This is a genomic window from Streptomyces sp. NPDC102283, assembly GCF_044766265.1.
GTDB lineage: Bacteria > Actinomycetota > Actinomycetes > Streptomycetales > Streptomycetaceae > Streptomyces.
In genome coordinates, this window is sequence record NZ_JBIWLQ010000012.1 from 208,820 (window position 1) to 231,926 (window position 23,107).

Sequence of the window (23,107 nt, forward strand, 5' to 3'; positions counted from 1 at the left end):
TGCCGGGCTGAGCCAGTACGCCGAAGGGCCGTCCGGAACCACGACGTGAGAAATGGTGCGAGGCCGGGGTCCCGCAACCGCGAGATGCTCGCGGCCCCGGTCTCAGCAGTGGTTGGTTCGTGCGTGGACCGTGATGACCGAACCTGCGACCACGCGCTCGCCGCACACCTCGAAGTGCTCGGCGAGCGTCTCCCGCTTCGTCCTGGCCCTCTCGTCGTCATCCACCGCGACGCCGGGCGGCGAGGCGACGGCGACGATGCGGTGACGTGCGAGCATCCGCGCACGCAGCTCGTCGGGCGCCACCTCGGTGCCGTACAGGCTGTGCGAGGCGGCCGGGCCGCGCGCCCGCGCAAGATCCACTCCCGCGACGGGCCTGGAATCGGCGAGTTCCCATGCTCTGCGCTTCACGGACAGGTAGACCACGCCGTCATCGGGCCGGGTGGTCTCGCGCAGGGTTGCGGCGAGTGCGGTCATGTCGTCCGAGCGGCTTGCGGGAGTGCGCAGCTCAAGGGCGGTCGGCACCACCATCGCGCAGGCGACGACAGCGGCGGTGACCGCGCCCGCGCGGACCCTTCGCCCGAGCCGCAGCGCCTGGTCGAACGCGGCGCCGAGGAGCAGCGCGAGGCCCGCGGCGCCGTAGACCACATAGCGGTCCAGGTACAGGGGCTTGGCCAGGGACAACAGCATCAGGAGCCCGGTCGGCGCGAGGAAGAGGCCGAGACCGAGGGCGATCAGCCGGCCCTCGCGTGCGGTGCGGGTCCGCCGCCGCGCCCCGGCGATGGCCGCCGCAGCCAGAGACAGGCCGACCGTGAGCGAGTAGCGGACGTACTCGCCGGACCTCGTCGCATCCAGCCAGCCCACCTGGCTGGACTGCCGCATACTCACCAGCACGAGAGGGGCGAGCCCCACGGCGACGCACCCAGCCGACCCGGCGAAGGCCCGGAGCCTCGCACGCGGCACGAACAGAGCATGCGCGGCCACCGCGAGCACCGCGAACTCGTGCAGCCAACAGGCCGCGAGCAGCAGCCCCGCGTACGCCGCCCACATGCCCCGCCGGTCGCGCTCGACCGCTCGCACCAGGGCGTATGTCGCCCAGACGACCAGCGCGCAGACCAGCGCGTACGAGCGCCCCTCCTGCGCGTACTGCTGCACCCGGGGCAGCACAGCGAACACGACGCCCGCGAACAGCCCGGCACGCGGCCCTGCCAGACGCACGGCGAGCATCGCGACACCGGCCGCGGCCACGGCCATCGCGAGCACCGAGGGCAGCCGCAGTACGAGCACGTCGGTGCCGAAGGCGTCGAACAGGCAGTGCATCAGCAGGTAGTGGAGACCGTGCACGGCGTCGACGCGTCCTGATGTCTGCCACAGATCGGGCAGATCGCGACTCGCGAGCCCGATCGTCACGGCCTCGTCATGCCAGACGGCATCACCGCGCCGGATCCCCCAGAGGCCGAGCACGAGCGTGAGCAGCACCGGCGCGACGACGACGCGGTGCCGAACCAGCACCGCTCGCGCGCGAGGAGCGGGTGCGGCGCGGGGCGGTGCGGGAGGCCTGAGCGTTTAGGCGGCGGCGATGGCTGTCTCCTGCATGTCTCGACGGGTGGGGCAGCAGGTCGAGTTCAACCGCCGGGGAATTGATGCGCAGCCCCCGTCCCGAGGGCCTATCAATTGCCGGGAGGTCGCCGGAGGAAGGGAACGCTGCCCGATAGGGTCATGGGGCTGTTGGGGGACGCGTCCGTGGCATGAGGGCGCGCATCACATGACGGGGGCAGGTCACCGATGGGGCGCCGCGAGAAGCCGCTCGACCCGGCTGCGGGCGCCGCCCCACGCCTCGCGTCCGAGCTGCGGAGGCTGCGTGGGGAAGCCGGTGCCCCCACCTACCGGGCGATGGCCGAGGACGTCGGATTCTCGGCCCCGACCCTGTCCGCCGCCGCGTCCGGTGGACGGGTGCCGACTCTGCCCGTGCTGCTCGCCTATGTGCGCGCCTGCGGTGGAGACGAGGTGGACTGGGAGCGGCGATGGCGCGAGGCCACCGCAGACGCCGCCGCGGAGGCCGAGGCCGGGGAGGAGGTGGCGACCTCCCCCTACAAGGGTCTGGCCCGGTTCGAACCCGACGACCGGGACACCTACTTCGGGCGCGGTGAACTCGTCGCGGAACTGGCCGCCGCGTCGTCGCACTGGTGGGCGGCTCCGGCAGCGGCAAGTCCTCCCTGCTGCGTGCCGGGCTGGTCCCCGCCCTGCGAGACGAACCGGATCCGCGGCGCAGGCCCGCCCTCGTCCGTGTCATCACCCCGTCGGATCACCCCGATGCCGCCCTGCTCGCGCCGGTCGCTGCCGAAGAGGGCGACACGATCGTCCTGATCGACCAGTTCGAGGAGCTGTTCACGCTCTGCCGGGACGACTCCTCCCGGGCCCGGTTCGTCGACGCGCTGCTCGCCGCCCGCGCACCCGAGAGCCGGTTACGCGTCGTCATCGCCGTGCGCGCCGACTTCTACGGCCGCTGCGCCGATCACGGTCCGCTCGCCGACGCCGTGCGATCCGCCACGCTTCTTGTCGGCCCGATGACATCCGCCCAGCTCAGGGAGGCCGTCATCGGACCGGCACAGCGCGACCGCCTCCTCGTGGAGAAGGCGTTGACCGCTCGCATCGTTGCCGACGTCGAGAGGCAGCCGGGTGGTCTGCCGCTGATGGCACACGCTCTCCTCGAGGTCTGGCGCCGGCGCCGGGGCAAGACCCTCACCGAACAGGCGTACGACTCGATCGGTGGGATGCGCGGCGCCATCGCCCACACCGCGGAGACGGTGTACGCCCGCTTCACCGACGAGCAGGCCGCCGCCGCCCGTAGGCTGCTGCTGCGCATGGTTTCGCCGGGCGACGGCACGCAGGACACCCGCCGGCCCGTGGACCGTGCCGAAGTCCCCTCGTCGGTCGCGGAGTCGGCCGTCCTGGAGGAGTTGGTACGGGCCCGATTGCTCACCGTCGACGGTGCCACGGTCGACCTCGCCCACGAAGCCCTGCTCACCGCATGGCCACGGCTACGAGGCTGGATCGAGGCCGACCGGGAACGGCTGCGTCTGCATCGGGCGCTGACGGAGGCCGCCCGTGCGTGGGAGGCACTGGACCGGGACCCCGGGGCCCTGTATCGGGGCGTACGGCTCTCGGCGGCTCGTGACGCGTTCGGTGACAGGAACGACCGGGCTCGGGGGTCGGGCGGGTCCGAGGAGCTGACGGCCTTGGAGGGCGACTTCCACCTCGCGAGCCTGGCCGCCCACGAGCAGGCGCTACGAGCACGCACACGTGGAGCCCGGCGCCGCCGCTCTCTGCTGGCGGCCCTCGCCCTGCTGATCTGCCTGGCCGCGGTCGCCGGCACGGTGGCCCGGCAGCAGAGCCGCGTCAGCGACCGCCGCCACGACGAGGCCGAGGCCCGCCGCGTCGCCGGTGTCGCGACAGCCCTGCGCACCTCGGACCCGCGCCTGGCCATGCGGCTGAGTCTGGCGTCCTGGCGGATCGCCGACCTGCCGGAGACCCGGGAGGCGGTGCGGGGCGCCGCCTCCCAGCGCGAGCTGTCGTCGTTCACACCGCGCGACGGCACGGGTGACCTGCAATCCCAGGGCCGGCTCAGTGCGGACGGCCGGATCCTGACAAAGACCGGCAGGGACCGGGTGTATCGGTGGGACTCACGCACCGGCCGCTCACTCGGCGCGACCAGGATCCCGGGCGACGCGTTCGCATCGGTTCTCGCGGTCAGTCGCGACGCCGGGCGGGTCGCGTATCTCGACGGCCTGGGCGCCGTCGTCGTGCGGGACCTGCGCGACGGACAGCGGGCGCGGCGACTCGGTCGCCTTCAGGGGGGCTATCCGGAAGCGGAGTTCGGCCCCGACGGGCGGCTGCTCCTCACCGAGGACGCCGACAAGGAGCGCAGGGGGTCCAGGGTTCAGGTGTGGGACGTGGAGACGGGGCGGCTCGTGTTCGCCGCGGGAGCACGCGAGGGTGACGGACCCATCGCCCAGCTGAGCCCCGACGGGAAGCTCCTGGCCGCCTGCGCGTACGAGGCCGCCCGACTGTCGGTCTGGGACCTTGAGTCGAAGCGCCGCATACCCGCACCCTGGACCCGAGAGGCGGACCGCGAACTGTGCGACGAGGGCGCCCGGTTCACGTTCCTGCCCGACAGCCGCGCCCTTGCCGTCGCCGTGGAAGGCGGAGTCCGTACCTGGGATGTGCGGGACGGCCGGGAGCGGCCCAGGATCAGGACGGGCGGAGAGGACAGGCCGGAGGCGTCGTTCAGCGCCGACGGCGCGTACGCCGTCACCGTCCAGGGCGACATGGCCCTGTGGCACCTGGCGCGCCCGGACCGCCCATTGACGACCTACACACCGGACGGGCCCTACGTCGTCGAGCCACGGGTCGATCCGGCGGACGGGGTGCTGCGCTTCGTCGTCGGCGGTGCGAGCACGGTGAGGACGCTCGATGTTCGCGCCGTACTGGAGGCGACCGTGCCCGGGCGTCAAGGTCAGCCCTACCGGAAGCAAGGACAGCCCTACCGGCAGGCCGAGTTCAGCGCGGACGGGAACACGGCCGTGACGACGCGGCGGGACGGTCAGGACTGGGAGTTCCGGCTGCACGAACGCGGCGGCAGGACGACCGCCCTGCCGGGCCGGGCCCCCGGGGTCGCGACACCTCACGTGGCCTTCTCGCCGGACGGCCGTACCGTCGCGTACGGAGGCTCCGAGGTTCGCCTGTGGAACGTGGCACACCGACGCGAAGCCGCGCGCATCAAGGTGCCGGATCTGATCGAGACCATCGCCGTGGGCGCGGACGCCACGTCCCTGCTGTTCGCCACGTCGCGACCGATCGGCGGGCAGAACGACGCCCCGAGGGTCGTCGAGGTGTGGCGGGTCTCCGAGCAGGCCAGGAAACGCCTGCTGCGCACCCGGACGGAGACGCACTCCGTCTTCCTGACACCGGAGGCGACCGCTCTGCTCGCGTCGAACGGCGATCAGTACGACCTGGGCACCGGCCGCAGAGTCACCGGCCTGCACGGCCAGGACACGCTGCGGGCCGCGCGGTTCAGCCAGGACGGAAACCATCTGGCGGTCAGCTCCCGTGATGGCCGGGTCACTCTCTGGGACCGCCTCGGCCGGCACCGGATCGCGGTCCTCGCGCAATCGGACCACGAGGTACGGAACGAACCGCTGCCTGTCGCCTTCTCGGCCGACGGCGAGTTCGTCGCGGTCGGAGCCGAGGACGGTTCCGTACGCGTGTGGGAAACCGGCTCGCCCGGCACCCCGGGCACCCTTGTCCAGGCCGGCGAAGGCCGGATCCTCGGCCTCGGATTCACGGACGGCGCCGACAGGCTGCGCATCGCGACCCCGCACGGCGTGCATCGGGAGATCGGTGTGCTCGACCCGCAACGTGCGGCGGGCGACGTGTGCGATCGGGCCGGGGGCGGGCTCGGGGCAGAACAGTGGGACGCCTATCTGCCCGAAACCGCCTATCGCGAGACCTGCTGAGCACCTCGGCCACACCCCGGGCCGCGAGATCGGACCACGCGATCATCTTCCGGTCACCACGCATGGCCGGGGACAGGGCGCCGCAGCCGAGCACGAAGACGCGCAGCGCTCGCTGCCAGGGCTCACCGGACTGCTTCTTCACGCGGCTTCCCCGGTGCCGCGCGTTCCGGCAACGCCTGCTTGCTGGTCGCAGCCACAGCACGATGCCATGGGCTGCGTATCCGTTTCTCGCGCCCGAACAGAGGGAGGAAACATGAAACTTCCCTTTACCCGACAGAACGACGCGAGGCCGTGCCAGAATCTTCTTAAGGGGCGGCCGAGGGATAAGTCGGCTGTCCAGGACGTTGGAAAGGTAGGGGTATGGACGTCCCGTTACGTTTCGGTGCGGAGCTGCGCCGGCTGCGTGAAGAAGCCGGAATGACGCTGAAGCAGCTGGCGAAAGTCACGACGTACAGCACGGGGCATCTCTCCAAGATCGAGCGGGGTGCAAATCCCCCCACGATGAATCTGGCCCAGTGCTGTGACGCCTACTTCAATGCCGGCGGGCGGTTGCGCCGACTGCTCTCCGCGGATGACCGGTCGGCCGCAAGCAGGCCGAGGCCCGCGCGGCGCCGGGTGATTGCCACAGGGGTGGGCTCCCTGCTCGCCGCACGTATGGCGGAGGGGGGTGGGATCGGTGATGTTGGCGACCAGGACCTGCCACCGGGCGCCCTCTTCCAGGAACAGTTGCACCAGATGAAGCGACTGGGCCAGAGCCTGGCGCCGGCAGCGATGCTGCCCGTTCTCCGCTCGCAGGCATCCACCGTCACCACGCTGGCCTCCCGCACCACGGGATCCTCCCGGACCGGCCTGCTCATCACCGCGTCCCGCTTCGCCGAGTACATCGGGTGGATGGCCCAGGAGAACGGGGACGAGACCACCGCGCTGCGCGCCACGGCCGAGGCGGTGGAGCTGGCGCAGGCCGGTGGGGACGCGGACCTGGCGGACTATGCGCTGGTCCGTCGTGCGCTCGTCACCTATTACGACGGGGACGCGCCCCGGACGATCGCGCTCGCCCGACAGGCTCAGCGCAGCGCCACGCCCCCCAGGATCAGAGGACTGGCGGCCCAGCGCGAGGCCCAGGGGCACGCCCTCGCCGGTGACGAAAGGGCCTGCGGAAGAGCGCTGGAGCGGGCGCGTGATCTCTTGGCGGCCGACGTGGACCCATCGGGGGGCCCGGTGCTCGGCACCACCCAGCTCAAGGATCCGGTATCGATGGTGGAGGGGTGGTGCCTCTACGACCTGGGCCGCCCCCGGCAGTCTGCCGACCTGCTGGAGCACCAGTGCCGGCGCATCGCACCCCACGCACTGAACACCCGCGCGCGGTACGGCCTCCGGCATGCCCTGGCGCTCGCCGCGTCGGGTGAGATCGAGCGGTCCTGCGAAACGGCCCGCGAACTGCTGGCTTTCATGAGCGTCGCTCCCTCGGCCACCGTCCGTACGGACGTGCGCCGGCTGGACCGTGAATGGTCACGGTTCCGTGGAAACCCGGCGGTGCGCGGGCTCCGGCCCGCACTCGCCAACGTACTCGGCGCTGGTCGCTGAGGGTTGTTCTCGGTCACAGGAGTCTCGGCGACAGAGTAATTCGGCTGCTCCTCGCCGTGCTGGGGAGTCTGTCCGGCTCAGAACCTTCGGCTCCGACCCTCCGAGTCTTCGGCATCCCATCGGGATCGTTTGTCTTTCCGTCACAAATGGGAACATCACACAGAAGCGGAATTCCGCATGCCTTTGATCTTTGTGAATTACCGGACCAATGACGAGGAAGCCACCGCCACACTCGTGGAAAGAGAACTCTCCAGGGTGTTCGGCGATGGCCATGTCTTCCGGGCGAGCAAGTCCATCCGGTTGGGAAGCCGGTTCCCCCAGGAACTGCTCACCGCGGTCCGGCGCAGCAGCGTGCTGCTGGCCGTAATGGGGCCCCGCTGGTTGGAGCCGGGAGGTCCCGGCGGCAGGAGCCCTCTGGAGGACGAGGACGACTGGACCCGGCGGGAGATCCGGGAAGCGCTCGAGACCGGGGCTGTGGTCATTCCTCTGCTGGTCGGTGGGGCGAAGAGACTGCGTCCCGACGATCTTCCCGGCGACATCGAGGCCCTGGCCTCCTGCCAGTACCGGCGGCTCAGCCACCGCAACGCGGACGCCGACCTGACGGGGTTGGCCGACGATCTCGTGGAGCTGCTGCCCGAACTGGGATCCGCCGCGCGGAGCAACGGCTACCGGGCCCGTCCGGCACCGTCGGCCGACGACCACGGCACTGACAGGGATGGGGCCAAAGACGCCCGGACGCAGGCCAAAGTGATCAAGCACCGCCAGCGCGGGGGGATCGGCAATCTCAAGGGAGACTTCTCCGGAACCTTTGTCAGCGAGGCCCAGGGCCCGGTCCACACCGGGAGCGGGCACCTGTATCAGGCGCGTGAGCAGTATCTGGGCCCGCGTATCTCCGGCGACGGAGGCGGTGTGCAGTACGTGGGCGAGAACCACGGGGAAGTCCGGCAGAGGGCGGACCGGAACGGGCGGCCCGTGGACGAGGAACGTTGACCGACACGGGTGGTACGTCGATCAGCGACCCGCGGGGACCGGTCCACAGCGGTGGCGGTGACCAGAACAACACCTACTACTACTCGATCGACCCCCGAGCCCCCCTGGTCAGGGCCGGGGTCGATCGGCGGGAGATCGTACGTGAGCACCGGCGGCGGCTCGCCAAGTGCTTCGTATGGCCGGGCGGATACGCCCGGGCGGCCGACCGGCTGGCGCGGCCCGGTGCGGTGGTGCTCCTGGAAGGCCCGCCCGGGATCGGCCGGCGCTCCGCGGCAACCATGCTGTTGGTGGAGGCATCGGTGCCGGGCAGCCGCATCGAGGAACTGCCCACGGTCAGGGAGGAGGAGCCCCTCGACCTGTCGCCGGACGACCGCTATCTGCTGGACCTGTCGAGCATCGGCGACAGCGAGTACCCGGCTGCTCAGCGCACGCTCATGTCCTACCGCGCGCTGGCCGAGGAGAGCGGCGCCCGGCTGGTCACCGTGACTCCGTCCGGCCTGGAACGGCTGCTCGATGCGGAACTCGCCCCCTTGGCCGTGCACCTCGAACGGCCGGGCGGGCGGGCGGTCCTCAGTCGGCATCTGAGGGTGCGGGGCGTGAGGTTCGAGCACGAGCAGCTGGACCACGGCGATCTGCCCCATCTGCTCGGGACCGCTCCCCTACGGGAGCTGGACCGCTTGGCGGGCCTGGTGGTCCAGGCCCGGGACCGGGCCGGCCGCGGCACGAACTTCGAGCACTGGCGTGACGAGGCCGTGGCCGCCGCGACCAACTGGTCGCAACAGGTGGCCGGAGACCTGCGGCAGCACCGAGGCGCGGAGGAACGAGCACTGCTGCTCGCGGCGAGCATGACGAGTGGCGGACCGGCGGACACGGTGCTGAGCGCCGCGCAGAGCCTCCTGGGCGTCCTGGGACACCCTCAGGACGAAACGCCCAGACTGGCCCGGGCGGGTCTGGACGAGCAGTTCGAGGAGCTGTCCCTCGCCCGGGAGGACGACGGGCGGGTGCGGTTCGTCAGGCTCGCTTACGACGACGCGCTCAGACGGCACTTCTGGGAGAACTTCCCCGACCTGCGCGCGGACTTCCGGGACTGGGTGGGGAAGTGCGTGGAGCTTTCCGGCCTCGGAGCGGAGGACCGCGCGCGTCTGGTCGCCCGCTTCGCGGAACAGGCCCTGCGGACCGATCGACCCGGTGATCTGCACCTGCTCATCGGGAAATGGACCGACCCCTCGGCAGAGGGCCGGCTGCGGGCCGAGGCCGCGGCGGCGCTCGAACTGGGCCTCAGCCACGAGCGATACGGGGCACTTTTCCGCTCTCACGTGTACCAGTGGGTGACGACGGCACGCATGGCGCCCGATCTCGCGCGCGTGCTGACGGTCGTGTGCCGGCAGGTGATGGCCGTCACCCATCCGGAGCAGGCCATGGTCCGGCTCAGGCATCTCGCGCTCCGGCAGGAGAACCCCGAGGACATCAAGGCGGCGGCCCGCTCCGCCGTCCTGGAGCTGGCGCGCGGCAACCGCCGGCTGTACGGGCGGCTGGTGCACCGCCTTCTGGCGCGGGCGAGACCGGCGGACGGCGGCCTTGAGGTACTCCTGGCGCTGCTCGACCCTGCCGAACTGAGCTTCCACCCGCCCTGGCAGGCGTTCGTCCTCGCCTGGCGGGCCGTGATGGCAGGGAAGCCGGCGCGCGCCTGGTCCCCGTCGGTGCAGCGCTGGCTCGCCGCCCTGACGCTTCGACAGGCGGGGGAGGGGGTCCTGAAGGCATTGCTGCTGGCTGCCTACGGAGACCGGGACCTGTTGAACCAGCTCTATGTGACGACGTGCGACTGGGCCGAGACGGAGCCCGCCGACATGCCTGAGCGTCTCCGCGCCCAGCGCGACCACCGTGTGCGGACCGCCGACCGGTTCTGCCGAGAAATCGACCTTGCACAAGGGGTCGGGGGCCTCGCCCCGGTTCCGGGTGCGCGAGAGACAAGGGAAGGACCATGAGTCCCCAGCACATCACGCGCCTCATGTCCGGCGGATTCGTTGTCACCGCCCTGGCGGTGGGAGTCGCGCTCGGCCGTCCGCTCTGGATGTGGTTCCTCCTGCCTGCGCTCATCGCCGGTGCTCTGCTGATCGATATGAGGGTGTCGCGTGCGGAGGGAACGCGTCCCAGAGCCTCTGGCCCGGACCTGGACGAGTTTGTCCCCGAGCCTCCGGCCGAAGTCCCGTACCAGGAAACGTCGATCGTGGTGGTCCCTGTCCAGAGCGCCGTCGAGGACTGCCCCTTCCTGTTCTCCGCCTCCGTCTGGTGGCGGCCCGCCGGGAGATTCGCCCCCTCTGCGCACGGCAACCCGACCGCCCTGGCCGCGACGTCCGTCCTGCGACGTGTGGAGAGCATGACGCTGACCGAGGACCCAGGCCGGTGCACGTTCCTGGAGCGTTCGCTGGAGGGGGTGCTGGGAACACCGGCCCTGGACGGTTCGGGGCTGGTGGAGGCGTTCGCCACGGACATCAGGCTGGTCCTGCGGCCCAGGGACCGGGAGCACCTGGAAGAACTGGACGGGCTGCGCAAGGCCATGGGCAGCTGGGAGAGCCGCCGGCAGCACGAGCGCAACCTCCGGGAGTACCTGGGAGAGGAGGTTCTGCGGAGCCCCGGCAACGCGGTGGTCTGGTGGATGGCCCGCCACGACGATCAGATCGAGCGTGCGGTGGAGATGATCGCTCCTCTGACAGTCCTGTCCGCCGCTGCCAACGACGAGGAGATCCCCGAGGAGTACCGCGATCTGGTACGGGGCCGCGGGAAGCCGGTGGAAGGGGAGCCGATGAGCGGATTCGACCACCCGGAGCCCGGCGGTGGACAGAACCCGCCGGACCTCGGCCCGATCCGTCCGGCAGCGGGACAGGAACCGCCGGCCGATCTCCTGGCCGCCTGGCTGGACAGCGAGGGATTCACCGGAGGGTCGGACGAGACCAGGGTGTTCCTGGACCGCCTCGCGCGTACGTCGGACGCGGCGGGCCGGCCGGAGGCCGCGGAGCACATCCGCAGGCACATGCGCCGGACCGCCCACGAGGGCGGACGCCCTTCCGCCGGCCCATCGGAGACCGATACGGAGGATCCGCCGCCGGCCACACCTGCCTCCTGGCCGCCGCCCCCGCAAGGCGGAGATGCGGCCGGCCACCCGTCCGACGGGGCGGAACCGTCGAGCACCGGCAGCCGGCGGACGGCATCGGAAGGCGCGTCCGCCGAAGCGGGTGATCACAACCGGCAGTTCGACGCCGGCGCATGGGCCCGGACCGGCCCTGGCTCTGAATGGCCCGGGGGTGAGCGATGAGCCCGTGCCCGTCCCCCGATGCACTGAGCAGGGGGGCCGGGGTGAGGCAGGGGAGGGGGCGTGCACCACCCCGGCCCGACCCACACCGCTACTCGGGCAGCCGGATCCCGTTCACTCGGAAATGAATGAGACCAGAACTGAGACTGCCAACGTCGAAGGCCCCCGCAGCGAGCTGCGGGGACCGCCAACGTCGAAGGCCCCCGCAGCGAGCTGCGGGGGCCTTCGACGTATTGCCCGGTGAGAGCAATGGCGGAGGATACGAGATTCGAACTCGTGAGGGGTTGCCCCCAACACGCTTTCCAAATGTTCGTCCGGGGGTCCGGGGAAGACCAGGAGTGTTCTGACCTGCGATGGAGTCAGTGATCGGCGGGACCTTGAACGGTCCCGGACGTAGGCGAATGAGACCAGGACTGAGACCACGGAACTGAGCTTTCTTGCCAGGTCGATGGACCGATTCTCAACCGGCCACGGGTCTGCGGTGATCAGACCGGCAGTCCTCGGCTCGCACAGGTCTTCTCGCTGACAGTGAGGCATTTTGCGGATCTCCCCTGGGCATTGGGACATGCCGATGGGGCTGCGCCCCACGATGCTCTGGAGGGGAATTACGTGTCGAAAGCTGAGCTTGGGGCGCTCATTTTTGCTGCTTGGACGATGTCGTTATGGGCCCTGGCCATGACGGCTACGTCACAGCGCCGAGGTAACAGGACGCTCTTGGAACGGATCTGCTGGGCACGCGGGCGGGCACATGCAAGACGGCGCCGCGCTCAACTGGTGCGTCAGGTCCGCGACAGCTCCTTGGCGACTCGCCCAGACCGTCCGACGCTGGACTACTTGCAGCGCGAAGATGTCCTGTACCAGGCGTCAAGGAGGGCACTCGCTCTCAAGATGATCGTCCCCATCGCAACATCGGTCTCAGCGGGTGGCGCCCTCGCAACAGCCATCGAACGCACAACCTGGCACGTCCGGCGAGACGTCCTCGTTATGGGGGCCCTGGTGGCACCTATGTTGATCACTGCCGTGATTGCATCGCTTGTCACGACCCAAGGTATGCAACGGTGGACGACCGAGGCCGTGACGGTCACGGTACGGAGGGCCTACGAGGCACTCCTCAAGCCTCTGGAAGTGGAGGGGCAGGAGGCACCGAGGGCATCGCCCTTTAACGCCCCACACGTTGCGGCAGTCCGAGCGTTGGAAGACTTCGCCATCGCGCTGGAGAGGTATGCCGTGCATCGCGCGCTTCCTGACGGCCGCAACCCCATGCCCCAGGTCGTCGCCCGGTTCGCCACAGCTGCTGCCCTCGTGCGTGAGCTTCGGGACGGGGTTGAGCTTGATCGGATCGACGGTGCGAAGCGTGCTCTGCTCGAAGTGGAGCGAATCCTGAAAGTGCTCGCCAGTGGCCGGCTGCAAGATCTCGCGTCTGGGGACGTATCCGCCGATGGGCTGTTGCACAGTCACCGCGAGCGCAGAGCCTGGCGGCAGCAGGTGCTGCGGGGATCTGCGTTCACCTTGTGTCTCGCCGGCATCGTCTTTGCCCTGGCTTCGTCAGCCGTGGGCGTTGCCCTGGCCACGGCCGCCGCGGCGGGGCTAGTGGTCACCTGGGACAAGATCCTTCGTCTCTCCACCAGCTCGGACGCGAATAGGGGAGCAAGTATCTGACCGCTGATGGCGGACTCGGATCGGGAGCCCGCCTGTGCGCCCACTTCGCCTGTCACTCGGCGCGTTGAACGGCCTGGGGAAGGGCAATCAGCGGCATCGGGAGCGTTGGACGGAGACCTACGAGTCAGGGTGCCTCTCGGCGGACGTAGCGGCTGGCCGTCGGCCGTCTTGAGACCAGCCTGTGCCAGCTGCTGTTGATCACTGCGAGACGGTCGGGGCCGATCAGGTGAGTGCCGAATCCCTGCCTTGGAGTGCTAGCCCTGCGATGGCGGCGATCTGTCCGACCTGCTCTCGCAGCCGGACGAGTTCTGCGCTCTGCTGCCGTCCTGCCACGATCTCGGACAGGGCGGCGATGACGGTTTCCTCGTGTTCGGCGGTGCCGAGCACCTCGGCGGCCCGGCGGAGCAGAGCGGCGCTCACGCTGACCGAGTGGCTCAACTCCATTGTGGACGGGATGGTGGGCTCAGGGGCTGGCCTGGCTTTGCGGCGGAGTGGGGATGGTGCCGAAGCGGGCGTGGGTTCGGCCAGCGACGGGGGTTCGGTCGTCACGGTATCGAGGCTGCCGAGCACCGTGACTACCGGCTTTCGATAGCAGACACCTCTACCCGTTTTGGTGGTGTAGACGACGAGCTCCAGCGTGAGGTCGCAGATGGCCGGGCCGTTGACCCGCTTCAGTGCGTCCGTCAGGTCGGAGAGCTGCGCGGCCATCTGCCATGAGCTGGTCATGAAGTGGAACTCGCCGAGCGCTGGTTCTGCCGCGATCCGGAAGGTGAGGTTGATGGACGGCACCGGGCCGCGGCCCTCTTTCGCGGCCACCTTCCGATCCTCGAATACTGGAGGGCAGCGACATGGCTGGCCCTTCTTCTCTTCTGGCGACAGGAACTCGAAGCCGTCACATTGGTGGATGATCCCCTTACTGCCCCAGAGGATCATGTGAGCCGCCACTGCGTTAGGCCCATCCATAAGTACGCGTACCGTCTCAACCTTTGTCAGGACTTCGTGGGCAGGTTTTCCTCCCCCTTTGTTTGGTTGAGTCTGACCGCCCAGAAGGTTGGCGATGCGGGCGGCCACCTCTGCGTCGTCGGTCGTGACGCGCCAGGCGTCCAGGGCCTGAGGGCGACCCTCGGCCAAACGTCCTGTGCGGAAGCTACCGACTGGGACGATTGTGCTCTGCGTCATTCGGGTTCCTCAGTGGAGTGGGGTGCGGACAAGGCAGCCGGGCGGAGGGGGGTAGCTGAGGTCAGAAGCGAGACCTCCCGGGCGGCTCTAGCGGTGCAACGTTGGGGGTACGGACGGCACGATTCGCCTCCCGAGTGACTCACCGGCCCCCTCAAGCACCTTGCCCCAGTCCGTGTGCACGAGTCACGCCTTACCCGAGGGGTGCGAGGTCCAGAGAACGAGGTCTGCCCAGCTGCGGCAGCGGTGGACCTCGATCGCGTACGCGTTAGCGTTGGGTGCCGGGTCACAGGCGGTGTGATGAACACGCCAGGGAGCTGGGTCTGGGTATGAGAGGAGGCTTGAGAAGGAGTAGGTCTGCAGCCTATCTGTCGCTGGCTTGGCCTCCAGCTGCTCCCACGCTCGTACGTTGATCGCATGCTGGTTGACCTCCGCCATGTCGACCCAGAGGCTTCCCTCGCCGTCGGCGATGGTGTGCTTGCATTCGTCGCAGATGGCGATCAGTTCATGCGCCATGTTTCGTCCTTGAGGTCCATGCCATCGAGGGCGGTCGTACGCGAGCGCCATGCCTGCTGAAAGGGTCCCGCCCCACGATCCGGCGGTGTTCGCGATCGACCTCCACGCTACCGGCGCCTGGGCGCCACAGAGGCGCCGGTGCTGTTACTGAGGTTGGACTCGGGATGTCGTGCTGTTGGTCAGGCGGGTCGGATGGTCAGGCCGGTCTCGGTGAGGCAGCAGCCGTCGATGAGGTTGCTGCGGTACTGGATGTGCCGTAGGCCGCTCCGGACTGTGCGGATGAGGTGCTCTGGCGGGGAGGAAGCGACGTTGGAGAGCCGGCCGCGCCGCAGGAGGGACCAGATGCCTTCGACGGGGTTGAGGTCGGGTGCGTAGGGCGGCGGGTAGTGGATGGTCAGCCAGTCCCGGGTTTCGGCGAACTCTCTCAGCTTGGTGATCACTGGGAAGAGCGGCAGGAGCAGCTGCCATCGACGTCCAGGCGGCCAGGCCCCAGTACGGGGTGGGTCCGGTCCGAGCTGAAATCCGTCTGCGTCGTACTGACGGGCCCGGTAACGTCATGCCGCGTGACCGAGACTGGTGTTCAGCCCGATCCTGCCGACGAGCAGACGGCTCCTGAGGAAGCGGGGCGACCTTACCTGCTGGATTGGCAGAAGCGGCTTAACGCCTCGCCGGGCTGTCGCGCCATCGCGCTCGGAGACCGAGTCAAGCGCATAGGGTACGTGTTTCAGGGCAACGTCGCGCAGTACAAGTCCCTGGTCGCCGAACTGCAGAACCCGGTGGTATCTGGTCCCGTCTTTGACGTACGCAATCCCGAGGCACACGACCGGCTTCTTTCCGAGGCTGAGCGGCTTCTGCATAACGTGCTGATGGGGATGAGCACGCGCGTCGATCAGCAGCGCTGTTTCATGGAGGAACGCTTCCAAGAGGACTCGGCGTTGATGAATGAATACCGCAGCAAGGTCACCTCCATGTTTAAGGATGACGTGGAGGCTAAATTCTTGAAAGGGCTGCGTAATTACATCACCCATGCTCAACTCCCTGTAGCGCAGAGCAGGCAGACGTTCGGGCAAGAGTCCTTCGAGGTCACCTTTACTCTGTCAGTTGATCCCCTGCTCGCGTGGAGCCGTTGGAACGGTGAGCTGCGCACCTGGATCGTCGGTCAGGGTGACGCGGTTGTCATCGTTGACGTGGTTGACGCGTATGCCCAGAAGGCTGGCGAGCTCGACAAGTGGTTGTTCGAGCGAATCACTCTTAAGTATCGGGCCGATATTGATCCATATCTGCGCGAGTGCGCGGAATTCGATCGTGAGGTCGCTCGCGTCTTCGGTGCATAGGTGTCGCTATGGCGCCGCCTGGTTGGGAATCAGGTGAGTCGAATCCGCTGCTTGAATTTGCCTGCGAGAAATCCAGTGACCGAGAACCGTTGCGCATCAAGGTAAGAGGGCCCGCGCTCGCGGATGTAATGCAGCTTGTTGGAGTCTTGTCTCGCCGTCCGTTTCTACGGAGTCGATCAGCTCGATGACAACCAGCAAGAGCTGCGGAGGCCGCTGCCCTTGACATTCATGGTGATCGCGTCGCTCGCCGTCGATGGGATCACGTCACCTCTCCCGGCAGTTCGATCCGGACATGGCCGACTTGCGCCCTTCTCGCGCTGCCTCGGGCTGCCCAGACTGCCGTACACGGACCTGTGGGGGAGGGGCTTCGATCGTGGCTGGGCGTAGACGAGGTACGGCTGCACGCAGGCGGCGGGCTGCGCGGCTGAAGGCGGTGGCGGCCGGCGGTGGTTTGGTGCTCGTCCTGTTGGCGGTGTTCTGGTCGACTGTGTGGCCGTACATCACGGGTGCACTGGTCCTGGGCGGCGTCGGCGCGGCGGGCTGGTGGCTGTGGCGTACGGACCGGCTCGTGCGAGGGCGGGACCGTCTGTGGCGGCAGGAAGAGGCGGTGAAGGCCGGGCACCAGACACTCGCCAAGGTGGACGCGATGACCGGCACCGAGTTCGAGGACCTGGTCGCAAGCCTGTGCCGGCGGGACGGCTGCACACAGGTGCGACGGGTGGGCGGTGCGAACGACAACGGCGCTGACGTCGTCGGCCGCCTCCCGGACGGCCGGAGCATGGTGATCCAGTGCAAGCGCTACGCGCCGACCAGCACGATCGCGAGCCGTGAACTACGCGATCTGCTGGGCGCCAAGGTGCACTTCGCGGCAGACCTGGCCGTGTTCGTCACGACCACAAGGTTTAGCCGCCCCTCAGAGAAGTTTGCCCTGCAGCACGGAATTCTTGCTGTGCACCGGGACCACCTCGGGCTGTGGAACAACGGGGCCTCTCTGCTGTCCCTGAGTGAGGTGAACGGCCAAGGGCAGGGTGACTCCCGTCACCGAGCGCGCTGGAAGCAGGCGTACGAGAAGTAGCCGGCCTCGGGCAGCGCGAGGCCGGGACACGATCCTCAGTCACTTTGGTGCAGTACGCCTCCGAGCCGCGTAGGTAGAGCACGGCTGCACCGCCGTGCTCGCCGTCATCCAGAACCCCTCGGCCAGGGGCTACCTGATCGCCACCATGTACGCCGGACAGGCAGCGGAGACCGTGGGTTTCACGGAGCTCGGGTTTCTGCGCTCGTCATCGTCGTCGGCCCGGATGCCGGGCCTGGCCGCTGCAACGTCTCGCCGGCGTCTCCTAGGCTGAAGAGAAGTGCCAGGACGGTCATGACGCCCACTGCCGCTCCGATCGCGCCCACCAGGTCTCCTCGGGTGGAGGCACCGGTATGGGTCCGCGTGGTGTGCTTGTAGACGGAGAGTCCGACGGCGCAGCCGATGACGAGGAGCATCACGGCTTCGGAGGAGATCTGTACAGTCATCGCTGGCCTGCCTCGAAGAACTGCGGCCGACTGATCTTCCCGCTCGCCGCGAGCACACGAGCGGTTCCGCGGAGTCGGCGCAGCTGTCCCTCGACCGCGCGGGCGCTCATACCGCCCAGCAGAGCACCGATCTCGCGCTGGTTCAGCTCTGGGCGGCGCAGCATCAGCGTGCAGATGGCAGCAGCCTCCGGGGTGGCCTCGCTCAGTATCCGTCGCAGCGTGTCACGCGAGGCGACCGTTTCGGCGGGGTCGTCGAACAGGCTGAGCTGACCGGGGAACACGGCTTCGAGATCAGTGAGGTTGAGGAGCCCGTAAGCCCTCATCTTCACTTCCCGGCGCCGCTTCCGGGACCAGGTCTTGAAGACGTCGCCGAAGGCCATAACGCATCCGCCCACGAAGAAGGTGAACATGCTGGCGCCCTTGTCCGGGTTCCATTCGCCGCCGCGCAGCGAGCGCTCCAGGAAGCGGGGTGCGGCCGCCGTGACGCTGTCCACGGCCAGGGCTTCGCGCACCTCTGAGGTTCGAGCGAGGATGGACAGTTCGATCTCTGAGGCGTCGAAGGCCACGTTGTAGCGGTGGCAGTGATGGGAGATGGCGCCCGATCGCATCCATGCCGTCAGGGTGCGGATGCCGTAGGTCCACAGCTCCTGGGCGAAGACGTCGTAGCGGGGGCCGCGGAACTCCACCCGCCGCAACTCGTCGTACAGTTTCCGGTCCTGCACGAGGGTCGGGGGAGGCGGATCGTCCCCGTCCTCGAATGGGATCTTCACCTTCAGCTCGGCCTCGTCGCCACTGCTGATCATTTTGAGCAACACCAGTCCTCGCACGGTAGTTTTAAGTCTGGCGACTCATATGGATGCGAAGACTCGAGACCCCACACTTTGCTGCGACTTTTTTCTGGCGCTGCCGATATTTTCTTGGCGCTGTGCATCGGCGGTCAGCGATGGCCCAACGCCGGTCATCGATGCCGCCGTAGTCGGATCGCCTCCGATGGGCGGCAAGCACCCGACGCTCCATCTGTCCGGCCCCAGCAAGCAGGCCAACCGGATCGCCGAACTCTTCGCCGGCACCGCTTCACCACCCGGTCGGAAGCGAGGCTGAAGATCGCGATATGGGTCACCGGCTTCTGCCGCACCAGGCGTATCCACCGTGCGGCCGACGGACAGCCGCCCGCCACCTTCGAGAACACCATCCGAGAAGCGCGTGGCCACAACGCTCACCAGGACCAGGCTGCATGACCGAGGTCTCTACGAAACCCGGGGGTTGACACATCCTGATCCTGCTATGGCGTGCGCTGATGCGTGCTGGTGTTGCCGGGGTCTCCTGACCGCTGGGGCCGAGCACGTCCGATCGATTCAGTTGAGACTGAGCGGGATTCCGCTGGGGCACGTAATGAGCATGAACGGATCGATGGCGAAGTGGGCATGGTCAGTGGCCGAGGCGGAGCTGCGTGAGCCCCTTCCTCGTCGATGGATGCACTCGCAAGGGGTCGCGCGGCGCGCGGCCGAACTGACGGAACTCCTGGGCGCTGACGCGGACCTGCTGGCCTCTGCCGCCGTGCTTCACGACGTGGGCTACGCACCGCGGCTGGCAGCGACAGGCTTTCATCCGCTGGATGGTGCCCGGTTCCTTCGTGACGGCCACGCTGCGGATGAGCGGCTGGTGCGGTTGGTGGCGAACCACTCGTTGGCGTTGCTGGAGGCCGAGGAGCGCGGCTTGCGGGGCGATCTGGAAGCCGAGTTTCTGCTGCTCGATGACCACCAGCTCGTGGATGCCTTGGTGTATTGCGACATGACGACGACCCCTGATGGGAAGGGCACGTCTGCCGAGGATCGGCTGGAGGAGATCATGGAGCGCTACGGTGCGGACAGCCTGGTGGCGCGATTCATCCGCCGGGCGAAGCCGGAGATCTCCGCTGCCGTGGAGCGCGTGGAGGTCGCGCTGGCGGCTCAGCCCAGGTAGGGGTACGTGCCGGCGAGGTAGTCGCCGATCTGTTGGCGCATGCTGGGGTGGATGTCGTACTGGTCCAGGTCGTTTGGGTGTACGTAGCGGACGCCGTCGGCTTCATCGTTGATCGTGGGCTCGCCGCCTACGGGGCGGCCGATGTAGGTGTTCTCGTACTGCTGGCGGATCTCGCCGTCGGTGTAGGCCACGATGTGGTTCGGGTTCGTGTAGACCCCCAGGAACCCCGTGACCTCGGCGATGATCCCGGTCTCTTCCAGGCATTCCCGCACGGCGCACTGGGCCGCCGTCTCGCCGATGTCCTGGGCTCCTCCGGGCAGGGCCCACTGGCCGGTGTCCCGGCGGCGTTGGAGGAGTATGGCGCCGTTGTCGTCGACGACGAGCAGGTTGTTGGCGGGGATGAGTGTGTTCGCCTTGGGGGCCTTGGGGTCGTTGTAGTACTCAGTCCTGCCCATGTGGCGAGGGCCCCTCCTGGTCTGGTGTCCAGGGCCGTGCGGTGGCCCAGACAGCTTCGAAACTATGAGCGTAGTTGTCGAACCAGCCCGCCGTGTCTGCTCTGCGGAGATGGAGGAGGGGGTTGGCGCTGGCCGGCTGGCCCCAGACGTGCGGGTTGATCAGAAGGTCATCGTCGTACCGGAACATGGAGGTGTAGAGCGTGGTGTCGTGCAGTCTCACCTCGCAGCCGGCCTCGGACAACAAGGGCCGGTAGTAGGTGAGGGAGGCGCGGATCTTGGCGGCGAGTGTGTCGCCGATTCCCTCTTCGTGGCCGCGGATTGCTGCGGCCTGGCCCTTCGAGTCGCCGAAGCAGAGCCGCACTCGCACCCCGCTCGATGCGCGCTCGGCGAGCATCTTGGCGACGTGCGGGTTGGACTGCGCGAAGAAGGTGCCGGAGAAGACGAGGACGCTGATCTGCTCCTGCGCGCTATTGAGCAGCGACAGCCACGTGTCCCGTGGGACGCTCGCCCGGTTCTGGTAGGTCCCGACCAGCTCCTGACCTGAACCTGCGAGTTGCTGGGGCGTGCTCGGCGCCGGTGCGGGCCAGAGGAACAGTTCTTCGACCCGTAAGTGCTTGGCGACGCGGAAGCGGTGGCGAGGATGGGGAACGCGCCCGCCGAGCCACCGGCCAACGGTCTTGGGGTCCACCTCGCAGACTTCCGCGAGTGATTCAGGTGGGATGCCGCGCTGGGCGAGCACGGAGTGCAATCGCTCGTTCACAGACGCCATACAAGCCGAGACCGGTCAGGAGCGGCAAGGACGTTTCGGGACGTTCCACGGAAGGAGGGGGTCATGGCTGCTGTATTTACGCTGGATGCATGGAGCTCATCGTCCTGTGGGACATCGACCACACCCTCATCGAGAACGCCGGGGTCAGCAAGGAGATCTACGCCGCCGCCTTCACGGCCCTGGCGGGAAAGGCGCCCGCAGGGCCGGCGCGGACGGAAGGGCGTACGGACCGGCTGATCATGCGCGACATGTTCGAGCGGAACGGCTTGGCCGAGCCGGACTGGGCAGCGGTCGAGGGGGCGCTGTCCGACGCAGGGGAGGCGCGTCTCCAGGACCTCAGCCGTCGGGGAACAGCCTTGCCCGGCGTACGGGAAGTCCTGAAGGAGGTCTCCGTGCACAGCAGTTGGGTGTCGTCGGTGCTCACAGGCAATATCGCGGACAACGCCCGCGTAAAGGTCGCGGCCTTCGGCCTTGATCCCCTCCTCGACCTTCCGGTTGGCGCCTACGGGGCTGATGCCCTCCAACGCCCCGACCTGGTCGCTGTCGCCCGGGAGCGGGCCCGGCGGCTGCGGGGCGCCCCGGATGGCGTGCCCGTCGTGCTCGTCGGAGACACTCCGAGGGACGTGGAGGCCGCACTCGTCACGGGTTCCGAGATCATCGCGGTCGCCTCCGGCGTCCACAGCACCGAAGAGCTGGCAGCCGCCGGTGCCCGTACGGTCCTGCCCGATCTGACGGACACCGGCTGTTTACTCGGGATTCTGGAGGCGCTCTCCGCACGCTGAAAACGTCCCAGGACGTCCTCGGAGCGTCCCGATACGCGGTGACGAGGTCCGTACCTGTCCCGCCAATATCAGGTCTCCCACCAGGCAAGCGCCTCGAAGGAGACCCTCGTGATCAGCGAAGTCACCGGGATCCGCAGGATCCGGATGCTGTACCTGCAGCTGCTCTACCGCTGCAACTTCGAATGCCTGCACTGCTTCCACGGCAAACGGCTCCAGCACGCCGACGCCTTCACCACGGACGAGGCGGTCAACCTCCTCACGCTGATGCGCGACGAGTACGGCACCGAGGCTGTCACCCTGCTGGGCGGCGAGCCGTTCGTCTACCGAGACCTCGCCCAGGTCGTCCGGTACGCCAAGCGGGACCTGGGCATGCAGGTCGAGATCTGCACCAACGGCTACCGGATCGAGCGCCGGCTGACCGAGATCGCCCCCGACCTGGACCTGCTCCGGGTGTCGCTGGAGGGCATCGGTACGACCAACGACAAGATCCGGAAGTTCGGAAGCTACCGCAGTGCCCTGAGCGCCCTCGAAATCGCCCAGCAGCTCGGCGTCCGCGCTGGCGCGACCATGACGGTCACCTCACGCAACATCGACGAGGTCGCGGTGAGGTCGCCCGGCGTGGGCTGGCGGCCGGTTCCCGCGAGGTGTGGCGCATTCGGCCGGGGTTCGTCCATACTGGACATTGAGCTCCTCAACTTGCGGGCCGTACGGGACGGCGAATCCCAGGCCATGCGGGTCAATCGTTCAGGGATGGGCGGTTACGAGAGTTCGTGCTTGGCCCCCGACGTTCGTAGCGTCGGGGGCTTTTTGCGTTCACCGCCGTTCGAGGGCGGACGTCTACAGTACCCGACGTTTTTGGAAGCGCAACGGTTGCATTCGTCTCCGGAATGGTGTTTAGTTTTCACCATCGCCCCGGCTGTCCGTCGGGCCCCGGCAAGGAGGTGCAGTGATGAGCAGTGACGAAGGCGCCTCCCGCGCGGGGCCGGACCGGCCGCCGGCCGAGGAGCATGTCGCGGAGCGGATCAAGCTCGAACGCGAGGCACGCGGGTGGAGCACGGTCACGCTCGCCGAGCGGATGGCTGATGCCGGCCACCCGGTCAACCAGTCCGCGATCTGGCGCATCGAGAGTGGGAAGCCCCGCCGAAGGGTCAACCTCGATGAGGCGCTCGGCTTCTGCAAGGTCTTCGATCTGACCTTCGACGAGCTGACCAGCCCGCCCGGCCAGCTCGCCAATCCGCTGGTCCGACGTCTCGTCGGCGAGTACGTCGCGAGATGGAGGGAATGGCGGGATCTAGGCAAGGACATGCGCCGAATCCAGGACGAACTGGCGGCGTACACGGACGCCAATCCCAACCAGGACGACATGGTCAAGGCGCTACTGACCCACGAGTTGACCATCGCCTCGAATGGCGAATTCCATCACCACCGCGGAGCCCCGACGCGGCTCCGCAGCTTCCTCGGCGAGCGCATGGACACGCCACCCGAACAGAGCTAACCGGCTCCCTCGCTGCTACGAACAGCGCGGGTCTTGCCATCTAT

The 23,107-nt window shown here is 68.3% G+C and carries 20 protein-coding genes and 2 pseudogenes; 13 read left to right on the forward strand and 9 right to left on the reverse strand.

The window, feature by feature from the left end; genetic code table 11:
• Positions 1-102 precede the first annotated feature (102 nt).
• Positions 103-1,509, reverse strand: coding sequence for a glycosyltransferase family 39 protein (locus tag ACIRJT_RS24140; protein ID WP_403912448.1), 1,407 nt, complete (start codon positions 1,507-1,509; stop codon positions 103-105).
• Positions 1,510-1,890: 381 nt separating this feature from the next.
• Between ACIRJT_RS24140 and ACIRJT_RS24145 the strand changes: the two are divergent.
• From ACIRJT_RS24145 to ACIRJT_RS24175, 7 genes and pseudogenes are all read left to right on the forward strand, one after another.
• Positions 1,891-1,956: pseudogene (locus ACIRJT_RS24145) on the forward strand (hypothetical protein); the annotation flags it as partial.
• A 227-nt stretch (positions 1,957-2,183) separates the two neighbouring features.
• Positions 2,184-5,513 carry a WD40 repeat domain-containing protein gene (locus ACIRJT_RS24150; protein WP_403912450.1) on the forward strand — a complete coding sequence of 1,110 codons (3,330 nt, stop codon included), beginning with the start codon at positions 2,184-2,186 and terminating at the stop codon, positions 5,511-5,513.
• Positions 5,514-5,873: 360 nt separating this feature from the next.
• Entirely contained in the window at positions 5,874-7,097 is a 1,224-nt protein-coding gene (locus ACIRJT_RS24155) for a helix-turn-helix domain-containing protein (RefSeq protein ID WP_403912452.1), read from the forward strand.
• A gap of 177 nt (positions 7,098-7,274) precedes the next feature.
• A complete protein-coding gene (locus tag ACIRJT_RS24160) occupies positions 7,275-8,087 on the forward strand; it encodes a toll/interleukin-1 receptor domain-containing protein (RefSeq protein ID WP_403912658.1) in 813 nt (270 codons plus the stop codon).
• Positions 8,084-10,072, forward strand: a complete 1,989-nt coding sequence (locus ACIRJT_RS24165; protein WP_403912454.1) for a hypothetical protein — start codon at positions 8,084-8,086, stop codon at positions 10,070-10,072. Before ACIRJT_RS24160 ends, ACIRJT_RS24165 begins: the two co-directional genes overlap by 4 nt.
• Positions 10,069-11,400 (forward strand): hypothetical protein, encoded by a 1,332-nt coding sequence (locus ACIRJT_RS24170; RefSeq protein ID WP_403912457.1) that lies wholly within the window; start codon positions 10,069-10,071, stop codon positions 11,398-11,400. The genes ACIRJT_RS24165 and ACIRJT_RS24170 overlap by 4 nt, the downstream gene beginning before the upstream one ends.
• A gap of 831 nt (positions 11,401-12,231) precedes the next feature.
• A complete protein-coding gene (locus ACIRJT_RS24175) occupies positions 12,232-13,056 on the forward strand; it encodes a hypothetical protein (RefSeq protein WP_403912459.1) in 825 nt (274 codons plus the stop codon).
• A 222-nt stretch (positions 13,057-13,278) separates the two neighbouring features.
• On the opposite strand, the gene ACIRJT_RS24180 is transcribed toward ACIRJT_RS24175, so the two are convergent.
• The 3 genes and pseudogenes from ACIRJT_RS24180 to ACIRJT_RS24190 all read right to left on the reverse strand — a co-directional run.
• Complete coding sequence (locus tag ACIRJT_RS24180; RefSeq protein WP_403912462.1) at positions 13,279-14,235, reverse strand: hypothetical protein; 957 nt, start codon at positions 14,233-14,235, stop codon at positions 13,279-13,281.
• Between the two features lie 183 nt (positions 14,236-14,418).
• Positions 14,419-14,748 (reverse strand): hypothetical protein, encoded by a 330-nt coding sequence (locus ACIRJT_RS24185; protein WP_403912464.1) that lies wholly within the window; start codon positions 14,746-14,748, stop codon positions 14,419-14,421.
• Between the two features lie 179 nt (positions 14,749-14,927).
• A pseudogene (locus tag ACIRJT_RS24190) lies at positions 14,928-15,176 on the reverse strand (transposase); the annotation flags it as partial.
• Positions 15,177-15,311: 135 nt separating this feature from the next.
• Here ACIRJT_RS24190 and ACIRJT_RS24195 point away from each other — a divergent pair.
• Together ACIRJT_RS24195 and ACIRJT_RS24200 are read left to right on the forward strand one after the other, a co-directional pair.
• Complete coding sequence (locus tag ACIRJT_RS24195; protein ID WP_403912467.1) at positions 15,312-16,082, forward strand: hypothetical protein; 771 nt, start codon at positions 15,312-15,314, stop codon at positions 16,080-16,082.
• A gap of 454 nt (positions 16,083-16,536) precedes the next feature.
• Positions 16,537-17,157: a restriction endonuclease gene (locus tag ACIRJT_RS24200; RefSeq protein WP_403912469.1), complete on the forward strand. Its 621-nt coding sequence runs from the start codon at positions 16,537-16,539 to the stop codon at positions 17,155-17,157.
• A gap of 179 nt (positions 17,158-17,336) precedes the next feature.
• Here the strand turns inward: ACIRJT_RS24200 and ACIRJT_RS24205 are convergent, their stop codons facing one another.
• From ACIRJT_RS24205 to ACIRJT_RS24215, 3 genes are read right to left on the reverse strand one after another with little or no spacing between them, the layout of a single operon-like run.
• On the reverse strand, positions 17,337-17,600 hold the full coding sequence (locus ACIRJT_RS24205) for a hypothetical protein (RefSeq protein WP_386876842.1): 264 nt from the start codon (positions 17,598-17,600) through the stop codon (positions 17,337-17,339).
• The gene (locus ACIRJT_RS24210) at positions 17,597-18,403 is read right to left on the reverse strand and encodes a hypothetical protein (RefSeq protein ID WP_403912472.1); all 807 of its coding nucleotides are present in this window, start codon (positions 18,401-18,403) and stop codon (positions 17,597-17,599) included. The genes ACIRJT_RS24205 and ACIRJT_RS24210 overlap by 4 nt, the downstream gene beginning before the upstream one ends.
• A 45-nt stretch (positions 18,404-18,448) precedes the next feature.
• Positions 18,449-18,820, reverse strand: a complete 372-nt coding sequence (locus ACIRJT_RS24215) for a hypothetical protein (RefSeq protein ID WP_403912475.1) — start codon at positions 18,818-18,820, stop codon at positions 18,449-18,451.
• A gap of 172 nt (positions 18,821-18,992) precedes the next feature.
• On the opposite strand from ACIRJT_RS24215, the gene ACIRJT_RS24220 reads away from it, so the two are divergent.
• Positions 18,993-19,562: an HD domain-containing protein gene (locus tag ACIRJT_RS24220; RefSeq protein ID WP_403912477.1), complete on the forward strand. Its 570-nt coding sequence runs from the start codon at positions 18,993-18,995 to the stop codon at positions 19,560-19,562.
• On the opposite strand, the gene ACIRJT_RS24225 is transcribed toward ACIRJT_RS24220, so the two are convergent.
• Positions 19,550-20,017 carry an NUDIX hydrolase gene (locus ACIRJT_RS24225; protein ID WP_403912480.1) on the reverse strand — a complete coding sequence of 156 codons (468 nt, stop codon included), beginning with the start codon at positions 20,015-20,017 and terminating at the stop codon, positions 19,550-19,552. The two genes, ACIRJT_RS24220 and ACIRJT_RS24225, sit on opposite strands and share 13 nt — an antisense overlap.
• Positions 20,004-20,777 (reverse strand): XRE family transcriptional regulator, encoded by a 774-nt coding sequence (locus ACIRJT_RS24230; protein ID WP_403912482.1) that lies wholly within the window; start codon positions 20,775-20,777, stop codon positions 20,004-20,006. The genes ACIRJT_RS24225 and ACIRJT_RS24230 overlap by 14 nt, the downstream gene beginning before the upstream one ends.
• 98 nt (positions 20,778-20,875) lie before the next feature.
• Here ACIRJT_RS24230 and ACIRJT_RS24235 point away from each other — a divergent pair, with 98 nt between their 5' ends.
• The 3 genes from ACIRJT_RS24235 (at position 20,876) to ACIRJT_RS24245 (ending at position 23,063) form a co-directional block, all read left to right on the forward strand.
• Positions 20,876-21,568, forward strand: a complete 693-nt coding sequence (locus tag ACIRJT_RS24235) for an HAD family hydrolase (protein WP_403912485.1) — start codon at positions 20,876-20,878, stop codon at positions 21,566-21,568.
• A 108-nt stretch (positions 21,569-21,676) separates the two neighbouring features.
• Complete coding sequence (locus ACIRJT_RS24240) at positions 21,677-22,528, forward strand: radical SAM protein (protein ID WP_403912488.1); 852 nt, start codon at positions 21,677-21,679, stop codon at positions 22,526-22,528.
• A complete protein-coding gene (locus ACIRJT_RS24245) occupies positions 22,518-23,063 on the forward strand; it encodes a helix-turn-helix transcriptional regulator (RefSeq protein WP_191861113.1) in 546 nt (181 codons plus the stop codon). Before ACIRJT_RS24240 ends, ACIRJT_RS24245 begins: the two co-directional genes overlap by 11 nt.
• Positions 23,064-23,107 lie beyond the last annotated feature (44 nt).

Excerpts from the sequence above, each read along its gene's own strand:
- ACIRJT_RS24160 (WP_403912658.1), top strand. The coding sequence starts at position 7,275 with ATGCCTTTGATCTTTGTGAATTACCGGACCAATGACGAGGAAGCCACC.
- ACIRJT_RS24205 (WP_386876842.1), bottom strand. The coding sequence starts at position 17,600 with ATGACTGTACAGATCTCCTCCGAAGCCGTGATGCTCCTCGTCATCGGC.
- ACIRJT_RS24155 (WP_403912452.1), top strand. The coding sequence starts at position 5,874 with ATGGACGTCCCGTTACGTTTCGGTGCGGAGCTGCGCCGGCTGCGTGAA.
- ACIRJT_RS24235 (WP_403912485.1), top strand. The coding sequence starts at position 20,876 with ATGGAGCTCATCGTCCTGTGGGACATCGACCACACCCTCATCGAGAAC.
- ACIRJT_RS24180 (WP_403912462.1), bottom strand. The coding sequence starts at position 14,235 with ATGACGCAGAGCACAATCGTCCCAGTCGGTAGCTTCCGCACAGGACGT.
- ACIRJT_RS24245 (WP_191861113.1), top strand. The coding sequence starts at position 22,518 with ATGAGCAGTGACGAAGGCGCCTCCCGCGCGGGGCCGGACCGGCCGCCG.
- ACIRJT_RS24220 (WP_403912477.1), top strand. The coding sequence starts at position 18,993 with ATGAGCATGAACGGATCGATGGCGAAGTGGGCATGGTCAGTGGCCGAG.
- ACIRJT_RS24210 (WP_403912472.1), bottom strand. The coding sequence starts at position 18,403 with ATGATCAGCAGTGGCGACGAGGCCGAGCTGAAGGTGAAGATCCCATTC.
- ACIRJT_RS24225 (WP_403912480.1), bottom strand. The coding sequence starts at position 20,017 with ATGGGCAGGACTGAGTACTACAACGACCCCAAGGCCCCCAAGGCGAAC.
- ACIRJT_RS24170 (WP_403912457.1), top strand. The coding sequence starts at position 10,069 with ATGAGTCCCCAGCACATCACGCGCCTCATGTCCGGCGGATTCGTTGTC.
- ACIRJT_RS24185 (WP_403912464.1), bottom strand. The coding sequence starts at position 14,748 with ATGGCGCATGAACTGATCGCCATCTGCGACGAATGCAAGCACACCATC.